Source organism: Thalassospira sp. MCCC 1A01428, from assembly GCF_002115825.1.
Classification (GTDB): Bacteria; Pseudomonadota; Alphaproteobacteria; order Rhodospirillales; family Thalassospiraceae; genus Thalassospira.
Map to the genome: position 1 here is coordinate 144,492 of NZ_JFJZ01000006.1, position 14,689 is coordinate 159,180.

General features: G+C 52.9%; 15 protein-coding genes. 9 read left to right on the top strand and 6 right to left on the bottom strand.

Going from position 1 to position 14,689, the window contains the following annotated elements:
* The first annotated feature begins 78 nt into the window (after positions 1-78).
* The 3 genes from THS27_RS26885 (at position 79) to THS27_RS07465 (ending at position 1,839) form a co-directional block, all read left to right on the top strand.
* The gene (locus tag THS27_RS26885; protein WP_168184843.1) at positions 79-240 is read left to right on the top strand and encodes an RSP_7527 family protein; all 162 of its coding nucleotides are present in this window, start codon (positions 79-81) and stop codon (positions 238-240) included.
* 171 nt (positions 241-411) lie between these two features.
* Positions 412-1,197, top strand: coding sequence for an alpha/beta fold hydrolase (locus THS27_RS07460; RefSeq protein ID WP_085589408.1), 786 nt, complete (start codon positions 412-414; stop codon positions 1,195-1,197).
* Positions 1,198-1,224: 27 nt separating this feature from the next.
* Positions 1,225-1,839, top strand: a complete 615-nt coding sequence (locus tag THS27_RS07465) for an NUDIX domain-containing protein (RefSeq protein ID WP_085589410.1) — start codon at positions 1,225-1,227, stop codon at positions 1,837-1,839.
* Between the two features lie 20 nt (positions 1,840-1,859).
* Here THS27_RS07465 and THS27_RS07470 read toward each other — a convergent pair whose 3' ends face one another.
* A complete protein-coding gene (locus THS27_RS07470) occupies positions 1,860-2,612 on the bottom strand; it encodes an SDR family NAD(P)-dependent oxidoreductase (protein WP_371455251.1) in 753 nt (250 codons plus the stop codon).
* A gap of 134 nt (positions 2,613-2,746) precedes the next feature.
* On the opposite strand from THS27_RS07470, the gene THS27_RS07475 reads away from it, so the two are divergent.
* Positions 2,747-3,139: a hypothetical protein gene (locus THS27_RS07475; RefSeq protein ID WP_139835508.1), complete on the top strand. Its 393-nt coding sequence runs from the start codon at positions 2,747-2,749 to the stop codon at positions 3,137-3,139.
* Between the two features lie 89 nt (positions 3,140-3,228).
* Here THS27_RS07475 and THS27_RS07480 read toward each other — a convergent pair whose 3' ends face one another.
* The 3 genes from THS27_RS07480 to THS27_RS07495 all read right to left on the bottom strand — a co-directional run bounded on the left by THS27_RS07480 (position 3,229) and on the right by THS27_RS07495 (position 6,974).
* Positions 3,229-4,518: a polyhydroxyalkanoate depolymerase gene (locus tag THS27_RS07480; protein ID WP_085589414.1), complete on the bottom strand. Its 1,290-nt coding sequence runs from the start codon at positions 4,516-4,518 to the stop codon at positions 3,229-3,231.
* 676 nt (positions 4,519-5,194) lie between these two features.
* Positions 5,195-5,326, bottom strand: coding sequence for a hypothetical protein (locus THS27_RS27575; RefSeq protein WP_256359936.1), 132 nt, complete (start codon positions 5,324-5,326; stop codon positions 5,195-5,197).
* Positions 5,327-5,750: 424 nt separating this feature from the next.
* Entirely contained in the window at positions 5,751-6,974 is a 1,224-nt protein-coding gene (locus tag THS27_RS07495; protein ID WP_085589420.1) for a TCR/Tet family MFS transporter, read from the bottom strand.
* A gap of 191 nt (positions 6,975-7,165) precedes the next feature.
* Between THS27_RS07495 and THS27_RS07500 the strand changes: the two genes are divergently transcribed.
* On the top strand, positions 7,166-7,849 hold the full coding sequence (locus THS27_RS07500; protein ID WP_085589422.1) for a TetR/AcrR family transcriptional regulator: 684 nt from the start codon (positions 7,166-7,168) through the stop codon (positions 7,847-7,849).
* Positions 7,850-7,876: 27 nt separating this feature from the next.
* Here THS27_RS07500 and THS27_RS07505 read toward each other — a convergent pair whose 3' ends face one another.
* On the bottom strand, positions 7,877-8,335 hold the full coding sequence (locus tag THS27_RS07505; RefSeq protein ID WP_085589424.1) for a GNAT family N-acetyltransferase: 459 nt from the start codon (positions 8,333-8,335) through the stop codon (positions 7,877-7,879).
* A 144-nt stretch (positions 8,336-8,479) separates the two neighbouring features.
* Entirely contained in the window at positions 8,480-9,472 is a 993-nt protein-coding gene (locus THS27_RS07510; protein WP_168184844.1) for an AraC family transcriptional regulator, read from the bottom strand.
* A gap of 251 nt (positions 9,473-9,723) precedes the next feature.
* On the opposite strand from THS27_RS07510, the gene THS27_RS07515 reads away from it, so the two are divergent.
* The 4 genes from THS27_RS07515 to THS27_RS07530 all read left to right on the top strand — a co-directional run bounded on the left by THS27_RS07515 (position 9,724) and on the right by THS27_RS07530 (position 14,675).
* On the top strand, positions 9,724-10,998 hold the full coding sequence (locus THS27_RS07515) for an ABC transporter substrate-binding protein (protein ID WP_085589428.1): 1,275 nt from the start codon (positions 9,724-9,726) through the stop codon (positions 10,996-10,998).
* A 150-nt stretch (positions 10,999-11,148) separates the two neighbouring features.
* Positions 11,149-12,072: a carbohydrate ABC transporter permease gene (locus tag THS27_RS07520; RefSeq protein WP_085589430.1), complete on the top strand. Its 924-nt coding sequence runs from the start codon at positions 11,149-11,151 to the stop codon at positions 12,070-12,072.
* Between the two features lies 1 nt (position 12,073).
* Positions 12,074-12,913: a carbohydrate ABC transporter permease gene (locus THS27_RS07525; protein ID WP_085589432.1), complete on the top strand. Its 840-nt coding sequence runs from the start codon at positions 12,074-12,076 to the stop codon at positions 12,911-12,913.
* A gap of 130 nt (positions 12,914-13,043) precedes the next feature.
* Positions 13,044-14,675, top strand: a complete 1,632-nt coding sequence (locus THS27_RS07530) for an alpha-glucosidase (protein ID WP_085589434.1) — start codon at positions 13,044-13,046, stop codon at positions 14,673-14,675.
* Positions 14,676-14,689 lie beyond the last annotated feature (14 nt).

Consider the following 14,689-nt stretch of genomic DNA (forward strand, 5'->3'; position numbering starts at 1 on the left):
CTCAACTACATGGAGATCAGAACATAACGACATCGCAATCGGGGCGCTTTTCGCCCCTGTCTTTGAAAGGATAAAGTCATGCGTCGTAACGAACAATTTGATCTCGTCGCGTTGCACCGTGAAGCTGAAAAACTCCGCGCACAGACCATGCGCAAGGGTTTTCAGGCACTGGTACGTATGATTGCTGGCCTGTTTGGCAGCAAGGGCGTTCCCCATGGTGGTCACCACGCTGGCGTATAATATGACGCAGCACAGCCGACGAACAAACGACCCTAAAGACGAATTTTAAACACCCTTGCATTTCACGATGCAGGGGTGTTTTGCATTTTGGCCCTCAGGTGCTTGCCTTTGCCGTGGTGGCGGGCCATTCTGCGCCAAATTATTGTTATTCCATTTTGGCAAGGAGGCCCGATGAAACTGGCGCATTACGCCTTTGGCGATGAAAACCGCGATAATGGTACGCTGGTTGTTTTGCATGGCCTGTTTGGGCAGGCGCGCAACTGGACGGCGATTGCCCGCCGTTTGGCCGAAAAATACCATGTCGTTACGGCGGATTTGCGTAATCATGGCCGGTCCGATTGGGATGACGCCATGACCTATGACGCAATGGCAGGCGATATTGCCGAATTAATCCGCGATATTGATAATGGCCCGGTGCATTTAATTGGTCATTCGATGGGTGGCAAGGCTTCGATGACGCTGGCTTTGTCCGATCAGGCCGATCTGATTGCGGATCTGGTGGTGGTGGATATTGCGCCGGTTCCCTATGATCATGATTATACCGGTTATGTTCGTGCCATGCGGGGCGTGGATTTTAATGCCGTTTCGCGCCGCGCCGAGGTGGAAGACGCCCTTGCCAGCGATATACCGGAAAAAGGCGTGCGGCAGTTTCTGGCGCAAAGCGTTGCGACAGATAAGGAAACCGGCAAAATGGCCTGGCAGATTAATATCGACGCCATGGCAAGCCATCTTGGCGATATTACCGGCTGGAAAAACGCCGATGATGCCCGGTTCGATGGCGACACCCTGTTTATTGCCGGGGCCAATTCGCATTATGTTGATATGGAAAAACGCGATCACATAAAATCGTTGTTTCCACGGGCGGCTTTTACCAGCATTAAAAACGCCGGGCACTGGGTGCATGCTGAAAAACCCGAGGCCATCTTGCTAACCTTATCGGCGTTTTTAAACCGCTGATCGTTCACCGCCCTAAAGGTTTGTCATATGACGGATTTCCCTGCCGCCTGGACCCGGTTTGATAACGACCATATTCGCATGGATGGCGTCGATTGCCTGTCTGACAACTGGTATCATCTTTATCGTGTCCGGTTTGCCCTTAAGCGGCGCGATGGCGACTGGCAGGACCAAAACCGTGAAACCTATGACCGGGGCAACGGGGCGGGGATTTTGCTGTTTAACCGCGAAAATCGCACCATTATCCTGACCCGGCAATTTCGGATGCCGACCTTTGTAAATGGCAATGAAACCGGCATGTTGATCGAGGTGCCCGCCGGCGTGTTAGATGATCGCGCGCCCAATGCCGCGGTTATTGCCGAGGTCGAGGAAGAAACCGGTTATAAAATTGGCAAGCCGCGCCAGGTTTTTGATGTGTTCATGAGCCCAGGCTCTGTCACGGAAAGATTACACCTGTTTGTTGCCGAAATTACCGCCGATCATTTGCAGGGCGACGGTGGTGGAAAATATGACGAGGGCGAAGATATCAGCGTGCTGGAAACCCCGTTTGACGATGCCATAACCATGATCGCCGATGGACGCATTCGCGACGCCAAAACAATCATGCTGATCCAGTATGCCCAGCTAAACGGGTTGTTTGACTAGGGGCAGGCTGTTTTGCGGGCTCACCATTGAATGGGGCTGCCGTCATAGGCGAAAAAACCGCCCGATTGATCGCGTGTCAAAAGGGAAATGACATTTAACATATTGGCGGTGGCCTGCTGTGGGGTTTGTACCGCAAGGCCGCTTTTGGCAAATGGTGCCGATAAACCGGTATCAACTGTGCCAGGATGCAGGGCAATGCAGATGGCATCGCGCCTTTTACGGGCCAGTTCCACCGCCATGGTTTTAACCAACTGGTTCAAGGCGGCCTTTGCCGCACGATACCCGTACCAGCCGCCGATATGATTATCGCCAATGCTGCCCACCCGGGCCGACAGGGTGACAAAGGCGGATTTCCCCTGTTTTGCAAGCAACGGTAAAAAATGCTTCATCAGCAGGGCAGGCCCAATGGCGTTGATGGCAAAGTTATGAGCCATACTGGCCGGGTCGATCTGGCGCCAGGTTTTTTCGGGTTGAAAATCATCGTTATGTAAAAAGCCGGTGGCATCGATAACCAGCCGCACATCGCCCTGTTGTCGGGCAATGTGGTCTGCGCATTGTTCAATACTGGTTTCGTCTAACAGGTCAAGGGGCGGGGTGCTGCTGCGCGACAGGCCGATAATCTGCGAGAACTGTTTTGTGTCGGCCAGATGTTGGGCAAAAGCCCCGCCGATACCGCCGCTTGCCCCGATAATCACGGCAATGCCACCGTGTTCAAAACTGTTCATCTGAACCGATGAAGGCGCGGGGGCAGTGGGTGGTGTTTGTTTCGTCATTGGGGCCTGCCTTGCAAATGTGCATGGGGTGTCATTCACGGTACGGTACAAATGCCTTGCCGGTTTGCTGTTCCCGATTTTTGCGACAGCGGCGTCAACATCGAACAGTTTAACCAGAACAGTGAAAGGCCACGATGATGGCATATGTTTTTACCGAAGCCCAAAACCCGTTGGAAGTTGCCGAACGTGAATGGTGCAAGGCAGATCCGGTCATGTTTACCAAATTTACCTCGTGCATCGGCATTATGGGGGTGAAGGACAACAGAGTGATTGGCGTTCACCTGACCATGATGGGAACAGACGACGAATGGGTAACCAATGCCAATATTGATCAGGCCGTTGCCCTGCTTGACGGGGCTGCCAACCCGATTGTCATTGGCCAGATTCAGGTTTGGCAAGATACCCCTCAGACCCGGGATGTCTATCAGCACTTGCTTGCGACGCTAAATCCGGTCAACGAATACCCGCTGGCACAAGGGGTCTATGGCGGTCAGGTTGATAATGGCGAAGTCGAGATTTTATATTAAACGCCAGCACTAAATCTTCAGGTTGATCTTGCCTGAGAACGAAAAAAGCCGCCCGGGTGATGGGGCGGCTTTTTATGTGTTGGAAACTGTTATTCCGCAGCTTCGACTTTTGGTTTGGCAGGGGCGCTGTTGGCACCTTTGCCTTCATGGTCATGGCGGCGGATGAAATCCTTGACGCGCGGGCTGATTTGTTCGCGCCAGCGCCGCCCGTTAAACACGCCATAATGCCCCACGCCTTTTTGGACGTGGTGCATACGCATATTATCGGGCAAGTTGCTGCATAATTTATGTGCCGCCCGGGTTTGGCCCATGCCGGTAATATCGTCGCGTTCACCTTCAACCGTTAACAGGGCGGTTTTGGTGATGGCTGACGGATCCACCGGAATCCCCTGCCAGCGCATGGTGCCTTTGGGGAGTTGATGTTCAAGGAAAACCACCTTCAGGGTTTGAAGGTAGAATTCGGCACTCATATCCATGACCGCCAGATATTCCTGATAAAAGGTACGTTTGGCATCCGCACTTTCGCCGTCGCCTTCAACCAGATGCGTGAACATGTCGTGGTGGGCGGCCAGATGGCGGTCCCAGTTCATGCTCATGAAACCGGCAAGCTGCATGAAACCGGGATATACCCGACGCATGACACCTGCATGGGGCAGGGGCACGTGCGAAATAACGTGGCGTTCAAACCAGTCCAGTTCGTGTTGCTGGGCGAATTTATTAACCTCGGTCGGGTTTTCACGGGTATCGACCGGCCCCCCCATCAATGTCATGGAGGCGGGTTGGCACGGTTCGTTGCCAGCCGCCATAAGGGACGTCGCCGCCATCACGGGAACCGATGGCTGGCACACGGCAATCATATGTGTGTTCGGGCCAAGATGCCGTAAAAACCGCATCAGATAATCGACATAACTATCAAGGTCGAAATGACCCAAATGCACGGGAACTTCGCGGGCATCGACCCAGTCGGTAATGTAAACATCGTGATCGGGCAGCATGGTTTCGACCGTGCCGCGCAGAAGCGTTGCAAAATGGCCCGATAACGGGGCGACAATCAACACGCGCGGATCATCGGGTTGCTGTTTCAAATGGGCGGTTTCGCGTTTGAAATGCAACAGACGGCAGAATGGCTCGGCATACACCACTTCTTCGGTGATCGGCACGGTTTCCCCGTCGATAACGGTGGTATCAAGGCCAAATTCCGGTTTGCCATAGCGGTTGGTGATGTGGGTAAACACATCAAATGCGGCGGCAGTCGCACGGCCAGGCTGGGTATAGGACCAGGGATTGACCGGATTGCGCATCCATTTTTTGCCCATGTCGGCGGCAACGCGCAAAGGGCTTATGGTTGCATGTTGCAATTCGTAGATGTGATAGAGCATTCAATCTCACTCCCCGGCCAGGCTGTTATTAAAAATTACGGGAGGCTCTGGCCGTTTTAATCCCTGCATGTCAGTTGTGGTTGATAGCGCCACAATTCAATTGGTGTGGTTTGAATTGCTTTAATTCAAAACCTTATTGTTGTTAACGTATGATGAATTTATGACTGTTGTCACTGATTCAAACGAAGATTAGCCTTGATGTCGAGTGAAATTTTGCGGTGCAGCGCAAGTTGTTGCAATGCAACAGAAGTTCGCGTCCGGTTTTTTACCCGTTTGGACCTGTGTCGGCACCAGCCGGTCAAAAAACTGACTCGGGCTGTTAAGGCGTCGGTTTTTATTTCAAATCGACTGGCCTGGTACCAAACAATGCAGATGTGATCGATGCCGACATTTGCATGTTTATTCCGGGGGATGGCGGGCGTGATGGCATGTTATTGTTGCCAAGCCTGTTATGACCGGCAAATGCAAGGTACCGGGCAAATACCGTGATGTGTGCCGTGTTATGCCGCAGATAAAAAAACACCGCTGCCGTGGGGAACGGACAGCGGTGCCAGTTGCGCGGTTGTAAAGGATTTGAACGGGACGGGCGGAACAACGGCAAACGGGGAAGGGGTGCGGGGTTGTCTACCGTTGGGTATGGGAAGCCGTCCCGTTCAAAACTTTGAAGAACGTGCGGTTAGATCAGACCCCGGAGGGTTTGCGCCATGCCCAGTGCAATAACGAACAGGAAAAACCCGGTGCTACCGACAACGGCAACAGTGCTGCATACATCGTTAAGGCGACGGGGATTCTGAAGTAATTTCATCATGGCTGCGACCTCCTTGATCTGTCTGAAGTCACTCTATTGTTCTGATTTTGTTCCATCAAGAACAAAATCAGAACAAAAAATGATTTTCGAATTATATTATTGTTTTTAAACGATTTTTTGAAAAATGTTTTTTTTTGTTCTCATCGATTCTGCCTCAAAAAGAACGGATTTTGCAAAAGACTCGGCAATTTCGACGATGAAAACGGGGCAAACATGTTTTTGTTCTGTGCGTTTCGGGTGGCCATAATGCAGAACGTGAAACATGTGAAAGGCGAATGGCCATAAAGTGCAGGGGATGAGGCCGGTTTGATGATCGGGAATATTGCCCGGCGTAAGGCCGGGCAAGGGTGTTTCAACTGGCCTAAAATATAAAGGGCGACAGGGGTTAGGGCACAGATCCGATCAGGATGGCACCATGGCGTGATTACGCCGTGCGGGGTTTCGTCGACGGGCTGGTGCGGCCCTTGCGGGTGCTGAAAATGACCATCGGCACCGCCAGGGCATAGATTGCCACAACACTTAACCAGATAGCGCCAGGCCATGTTTTTTGAACCAGCATGTAAAATGCCGAAAATGCCAGTGGACCAATGACAGTTGCCAGGCTGGTCGCGGATGTCAGCACACCCTGTAATTGACCCTGCCGGTCGGGGGTAACCTTGCGGGTGGCTAGTGCCTGAAAGGCCGGGGTGCCGATGCTGGCCAGGGCAAATATCGGCATGATGGCAAAAATGATCCATCCTTGCCGGGCAAAGGCCATAACAAGCAGGGCAAGGCAGGCACAGCAAATACCGGCAATAACGGCCCCGCGTTCGCCAAAAAGCCGTGTGGCCGGGCCAGGCAAAAAGGCCTGAACCAGTGTTTGACAAATGCCAAACATTCCTAGCGACAAGCCGATCCACAAGCCATTCCATTGAAATGTATCGGCCCCCCACAGCGCCCAGCAGGTGCCATAGGCCTCGCCTGTACCGCTTAGCAGAAAAAAGACCAGTACAACGGGCAAAAGCCCGACCATGGAAAACACCCAGCGTAACGGTGCCAGCGGGTTAAACGTGGAAAGCGGGATTTTTTGCCCGGTTTTGGGGCGGGTTTCAGGCAGGATGAAAAAGGCCAGGATAAAATTATACCCATTAAGAATTGCCGCAGCGATGAAGGGCAGTCTTACCCAGGAATCCCCCAATACACCGCCTAAAACCGGGCCAATAATAAAACCGGCACCAAACATGGCGTTCATCAGGCCAAACCGGCGTGCGCGGTCTTTCTCGGCGGAAATATCGGTGATGTAGGCCGATGCGACCGAAGCATTGGCACCGGTAAGCCCGGCAATCAGACGGCCAAGCAACAACATCCATAGATGCGGGGCAAAGGCCATGATCGTGTAATTGATCGCCGCCCCCGCCAGCGAAACCAGAAGAACCGGCCGTCGCCCCAGATTATCGCTAAGCGCGCCAAGAACCGGGGCGAAAATGAACTGCATGACGGCATAAAGCGACGTCATGATGCCGATATAGAACGTCACATTTCCGCCCTGTGTGACCTCCGATAGCAGGCGGGGCAAAATCGGAAAAACAAGGCTGATGCCCACGGCATCAAGGCAAAGGGCAAAATATATGACAATCAGGGGGCGGTTGGCATTCGGGGATGGTTTCATAAACGGGGCCTTTGGGCGCAAAACATAAGAAATATCCGCAGTGATGTTTGGCGATGGTACGTGCCGGGTGTTGCGGTATTTTTATGTACTTGATCAATAAATGTACTAAGTACAATTTATTTGCGCCCGAATGGATGCAAAGTCAATATTGAATGTGTACTCGGTACAAAAACAGGTTTATCAATGTCGGCATGGTAGAGAAAACAGACCCCGTATCATTATCGTCATCATCGGCCCCGCAGGATCGCCGGTCGCGCAAACGTTTGGCGACACGACGCAGTATTTCCCAGGTGGCAGACCGCTTGTTTCGCGAACGCGGGTTTGAAAATGTAACTGTTGACGAGATTGCCGCCGCCGCCGACGTGGGCCGCATGACCGTGTTCAACCATTTTCCGCGCAAAGAGGACATGTTCTTTGACCGGGATGAAGAAGGGCGCGAAGCCTTGCGCGGGGCATTGTTAAACCGCGCCCCCGGTATCGCCCCGGTCGAGGCGCTGCGCCTTTTGGCGCATCAACTGGTGCAAGAACAAAGGCCTTATGTTCAGTTTTCTGCCCTTAGCCAGCCTTTTGTTGAAACCATCGAACGCAGCGAAACCCTTAAGGCCCGTGCCCGCGCCATTCGCAGTGAACTGGAACATGAAGTGGCAACTGCGATGGCAAAAGGCGTTGGGCGCCCCCCGTCGGACCCGGATGCATTTCTGGCCGCCAGCCTTTTACTGGCAGGATGGTCGGTTGCCTTTGTCGAAGGGCATCGCACCTTTCGCAAGACACAGGATTCCGGAATGGCAACCGCGCTGTTCCTGGCGATTATCGATAAAGCCACTGTCGGAATACAGGCCGCATTGGCAGATACACCTTATGCGTCATCCTCCTGAACCTTGCTTTCGGATCGTATTTTGCCGTCAGTTTGAATGTGGACCAGGGTACCAGACATATTGGGTATCAAGTTCGTCCGATGAAACTGGTTCAAAGCCACAGCTTTGATAGAACGTGTTTGCCGGGCTATTCTTTAATGCCATCAGGCGGATGGGTAACATGTGTGACAGGGCTTCGTCCTTTAACCCGTCAATGATGCGTCGCCCTATGCCTGCGCCCTGGAAGTTTGGCAGAACATAGAGGTGATCAAGATATAGGTGGTCGGTTCGCTGGCGAACGACGAAAAATCCGGCCATTTCGCCGTTTTTATAAATGATCTGTGTATCGGCGGCCACGAACGAGGCCAGAAATCTGTCCCGTGCCCGCTGTGGGTCAAACCGTCCAGCAGCCTCCAGGCTGGGGCGCATCGCCACGACCCGAAGTTCTGCCAATCGATCTGCGTCTGTTTCATGTGCAGCTTCGATGCGAAATTGATTTTGCAGCATAACGATCTTTCCGTATTGCCCTGTTGCTGAACGCTATAGGCCCGCGTTTATAAAGCATCACTTGCTTGCGATACCGTTATTAAGGTCCGCGTTTTATGCCAGATCAGGCAAGCGGGGTGGGCTTAAGGTGATTTTCTGGCGGTGTCAGGCGATTTCTGCGGGCACACCTTTAAGCGGAATGCATTTGTCCGATGCAACACCATCGGTTTCGCTGGGCAAGGGGCGGGCAGGCACGGCACCAATTTTGGCATCGGGCATTGGCGGGTGGTCGGGAAACTGGCCGTGAATGCGGATATTATCGCGGTAATCGCGGGCTGATTTGCCACGATACTGGCGAAAGCGCCGGTTAAAATTCGACAGGTTGCTAAACCCGTTATGCTCGGCAATGCGATAAATCGGCCAATCGGTACGCGATAGCTGCACACAGGCGCGCGAGATGCGATATTCGTTCATATATTCCACCACACTGCGCCCGGTATAACGTTTGAACAGGCGATAAAAGCTGCTTTCGCTTACGCCGGCGACATTGGCCAGGGCGGCAACGCGCAACGGTTCGGCATGGTGGGCATGGATAAAGGCAATGGCGCGGTCGATGCGCAGTGAATCACTGCCGCCATCTGTATCATTGCCAAAGGATGCCGATGCCAGCGGGCCATCAATACCGCCGAGCAGGGTTTCAAGAATTTCAATGATCAACATAAAACGCTGGCGCGGGCTGGCGTCATCAAGTTTCGGGGCGATGGCCTGAATTTTGGCAACGGTTTCGCCGGTAAACGATAATCCGCGCCGGGCTTGCTCAAACAGGCTGTAAAGATCGGAAAATTCAACGAAATCGCGGGTCAGGTTTTCAACCCATTCCTGTGACAGCCACAAAACATAAACTTCGATCTGTTCGCTGTCAGACAGGCGCTGGCATTCCCACAAATGCGGCAGGTTGGGGCCAACCATGGCAAAATCCACGCCGTCAAACGCCTGGCGGTGGTCGCCAATCAGGCGACTGCCCCGTGCGTTTAAGGTCAGGGTCAGTTCATATTCCGGGTGCTGGTGCCAGTTACAGCGAAAATCGTCCCACACATAATGGAAATACCCCCATGAATATCCATCGGGGTTGGTAATGCGTTCCTGCACGATCCGCACTGGAGCCTCCTGCCATTTATGCTGTCTTTTGCAGAATAGTATCATCCTTTAAAGGATATGACACTTTGAAAAGGCGTGAAGGGGCGTATCCTTTTTCCATTCGGCGTTGTCTTGGCCTGAATGATATTTCCCGCCCGGCGGGAACAAATGCAAACCGGATGACGTAAAAATATCCGGGTCAATAAAAGGGCCAGACCTGAAAAACAGGCCGTTTGCCCGGGAAAACCGATAACCATCATAGGGAGGAATGAATGACCCTGATCCAGAAGCTGCTTGCAGGTGCCGGTGTGGCAGGTACGATTTTTGTCATGGCGGGCCCGGCACAGGCCGCCAAGCTGGCAATTTCGTGCGGTGCTGTCGGCCAGGAGCTAAGCCTTTGCAAGGAAGGTGTTGAAGCCTGGTCGAAAAAGACAGGTAACGATGTTGATGTTATTTCCACGCCCAATTCATCGACTGACCGGCTTGCTCTTTATCAGCAGATGCTGGCATCGGGTTCGTCAGATGTGGATATTTTCCAGATTGATGTCATCTGGCCGGGTATTTTGGGCAATCATTTCATCGACCTGAACGATTATATGGCCGATGAAGCCAAAGCCCATTTCAAGCCGATTATTGAAAATAACACAGTCGATGGTCGCCTGGTGGCCATGCCATGGTTTACCGATGCCGGTGTGCTTTATTACCGCAAGGATCTTTTGGATCAATATGGTGAAAACGTTCCTGAAACATGGGACCAACTGACCAAAACCGCACAGAAAATTGAAGAAGCCGAACGCAAGAACGGCAATGACAAAATGTGGGGCTATGTTTTTCAGGGGCGCGCCTATGAGGGGCTGACCTGTAACGCGGTTGAATGGGTTGCGTCCTATGGGGGGGGTACCATTGTTGAGACGAATGGCGATATTTCGATTAATAATGACAAGGCCAAACAGGCCATTGCCACGGCAGCAGGATGGATCGGCACGATTTCGCCAGATGGTGTTCTGGGATATGACGAGGAAGGTGCCCGGGGTGTGTTTCAGTCGGGTAATTCGGTTTTCATGCGCAACTGGCCCTATGCGTGGGCGCTTGCCAATTCCGCCGACAGCCCGGTCAAGGGCAAAGTTGGTGTGGCCCCCTTGCCCAAAGGCGGGGACGACGGACAATCTGCCGCGGCCCTGGGCGGTTGGCAGTTATCCGTTTCCAAATATTCCAAAAACCCCGAACTGGCGGCAGATCTGGTGAAATATCTGACATCCTATGACGAACAGAAACGCCGCGCGATCAAAGGGTCCTATAACCCGACTGTGGCTGATCTGTACAAGGATAAGGATGTGCTGGCCGCCAATCCGTTCTTTGGCGATCTTTATGAAACCTTCACCCATGCTGTGCCACGGCCATCAACGGCAACGGGCACCAATTACAACAAGGTCTCCAACGATTTCTGGCAGGCGGTACATGCCACCCTGTCGGGAACGCAAACGGCAGACCAGGCATTGCCCGCCCTTGAGCATAAGTTGAAACGGACCCGGCGTTCCGGCTGGTAAGGTACGAACCGGGGGTATTTCCATGTGGGGGCCGGCCCCTGAAATACCTCCTGGTTGCCCTCAGACAATGATCATCGGGCCATTTTAAGTGGCATGGTACAGGCCGCCCGAAAACCGGGCCGTCTTCCTTAAAATGCAAGAGCATCTGTTATGGCGCATGCTTCGTCTTTAACGCGGTCCAGGCGGCGGTCAGCATGGATTTTCCTGATCCCGATGCTGGCTATTCTGGCGGTGGTGGCCGGGTGGCCGCTTCTGCGTACGTTCTATTTCGGGTTTACCGATGCCAATTTGTCCGACCTCTCGAGTTACAGCTTTATCGGCATTGAAAATTTTTATGCCGTTTATGACGGCGAGGCATATGGCCTGCTGATAGACCCCGAATGGTGGCAGGCAGTTTGGAATACCCTGTTTTTTAGCGTGATTTCCGTTTCGCTGGAAACGGCACTGGGCATGGTTGTGGCCCTGGTTTTAAACCAGAACTTTCGCGGACGTGGGTTGGTGCGCGCAGCGGTGCTTATCCCGTGGGCGATCCCCACCATTGTTTCAGCACGGATGTGGAACTGGATGCTGCATGACCAGTTTGGCATCATCAACGACATGCTGATGAAACTGGGTATTCTTTCGGCCCCCATCGCCTGGACGGCCAGCCCCGACTGGGCCATGAGCGCGGTTATTCTGGTTGATGTCTGGAAGACCACGCCTTTTATGGCCTTGCTGATTTTGGCGGCTTTGCAAATGCTGCCCGGCGATTGTTACGAAGCCGCCCGGGTGGATGGCATTCATCCGGTGCGGGTGTTTTTCAAGGTGACATTGCCATTGATTAAACCGGCGGTGATGGTGGCGGTTATTTTCCGCGCGCTGGATGCCTTGCGGGTGTTTGACGTGATTTATGTTTTAACGCCCAACAACCCCCAAACCACCACCATGTCGGTGTATGCGCGCCAGCAACTGGTGGATTTTCAGGAAGTTGGTTATGGATCGGCGGCGTCAACATTGCTGTTTGTCGTGATCGCCTTTTGCATCATGGCCTATATTATGATCGGGCGTGTCCGCCTTGATGAAGGGGGGCATTGATATGAACGCGAAAGCCTGGAAATATCTTCGTAAAGCGGCCTTTTGGCTGTTGGTCGCAGTGATTGTGCTGTTTGCCGTATTTCCGTTTTATTATGCGATTTTAACATCGTTTGAAACCGGATCGGCTTTGTTCGAAGTGAACTACCTGCCCGAAAGTTTCAGCCTGATCAATTATATATCCGTGTTTAAAGGTCAGCCGTTCGGGCACAATATCTTTAATTCCATCTTTGTCAGTTTTCTGGTGGTGGCCCTGTCGTTACTTCTTGGTGTTACGGCATCCTACGCGCTGGCACGGGTGAAGTTTGCCGGGCGGGGCTTGCTGTTAATTACCATTTTATCGGTGTCGATGTTTCCGCAGGTGGCAGTTCTGTCGGGCATGTTTGAACTGATCCGCGGTCTTGGCCTGTATAACAGCATGTTCGGGCTGGCCATTTCCTACATGATGTTAACCTTGCCCTTTACGGTGTGGGTGTTAACCGCCTTCATGCGCGATTTGCCCCGCGAACTGGAAGAAGCTGCCGTAATGGACGGGGCAACCCCGTGGACTGTCATTCGCCGGGTGTTTTTACCCGTAATGTGGCCCGCGATGGTGACCACCGGGCTGTTGGCCTTTATCGCGGCATGGAACGAATTTTTATTCGCCCTGACCTTTACCCTGACCGACGATAAACGCACCGTTCCCGTCGCCATCGCCCTGATATCAGGGGCCAGTCAGCATGAAATGCCATGGGGCAATATTATGGCGGCATCGGTGATTGTGACATTGCCCCTTATTGTGCTGGTACTGATTTTTCAGAGGCGGATCGTTTCGGGCCTGACGGCCGGGGCGGTTAAGGGATGATCTGACATACATATATCACAGGCAAAAAATTGCCTTTTTACCAACGATGATAAGGCCCGGTCGGGCAGGGAACAGCATGCTGCCTGACCGGGAAGATCTAACGAGAAACAAATTCCAGGATGTTTAAAAAATGGCTTTGACCGGTGATGTTAACTGGTGGCGCGGCGGTGTTTTGTACCAGGTTTATCCGCGCAGTTTTTTTGATTCCAACAGCGACGGTATTGGCGATTTGCCCGGTATCTCGCAAAAGCTGGAATATATCGCCGATCTGGGTGTTGACGGGATTTGGCTGTCGCCGTTTTTTACATCGCCCATGAAAGACTTTGGCTATGACGTTGCCAATTACCGCGATGTAGACCCAATGTTTGGCACATTGGAGGATTTCGATCATCTGGTGGAAAAAGCCCATGGGCTGGGCCTGCGTGTGACCATTGATCAGGTATTATCGCACAGCTCGGACGCCCATCCGTGGTTTCGCGAAAGCCGGTCTTCAATCGATAATCCGAAATCGGACTGGTATGTGTGGGCGGACCCCAAGCCCGATGGCACGCCGCCTAATAACTGGCTGTCGATTTTTGGCGGGTCGGCATGGAAATTTGATACCACCCGCCAGCAATATTACATGCACAATTTCCTTGCCAGCCAGCCGGATTTGAACTTTCACAACCCCGATGTGCAGCAACAATTGCTTGACGATGTTGAATTCTGGTTGCGGCGCGGGGTGGATGGTTTTCGGCTTGATACCGCCAATTTCTATGTTCATGACAAACAATTGCGCGATAACCCGCCGTGGATACCAGGCACACATCGCCCCGAAGGCGCGCCAAAGGAAAACCCCTATACGCGGCAAATGCATGTGCATGACAAAACCCAGCCCGAAAACCTGGCATTTTTGAAAAAGCTGCGGGCTGTTTTGGACAAATACCCTGGTAGCACCACGGTGGGCGAAATCGGGTCGGATAATTCACTGGCAACGATGGCGGAATATACTGCCGGGGGGGATAAACTGCACATGGCCTATACCATCAATTTGCTGGAAAGCCCGCTTGAGGCCGGGCTGGTGCGCGGTATGCTGGTCGATGTATTTCGCGAACTGGGTGATGGCTGGCCGTGCTGGGCGGTGAGTAACCATGATTTCGTGCGGGTGGCTTCGCGCTGGGGCAAGGATAAAGGCGGGGATAACGATGCCCGCCTGCGTATGATCCCCGCCCTTTATACATCGCTTCGCGGCACGCCGTGCATTTATCAGGGTGAAGAACTGGGCCTTGAAGAAGCCATTGTCCCCTATGAGCAATTACAGGACCCATACGGCATTGAAATGTGGCCTGAATTTAAAGGGCGCGATGGCTGTCGGACCCCGATGCCGTGGCACAATGCCAATGTGGCCCATGGTGGGTTTACAACATCGGATCAGCCATGGTTGCCCGTGCCGCAGGATCATAGTGCGTTGTCGGTCGCCAGCCAGATAGATGACCCGGATTCCCTGCGCAGTTTTTATAAAAACCTGCTGACATGGCGCAAAAACCACCCGGAAATCATTCAGGGCGACATCGAAATGCTGGAACATAGCGAGGATGCCATCATCGGGTTTGTTCGGATGACCGGCATTGTTCGCACCATTTGTGTTTTCAATGTCACGCCCGATGCCGTTACCACCACCTTGCCCGGTCCGTCTGCGGGTAATTGTTCGCTTAATACCGGTTCGGTATCGGGCGATCGTTTGTCGCTGCCGGGCTGGGGTTTTTATTTCGGCACAATCTGACGACCCTGATAATC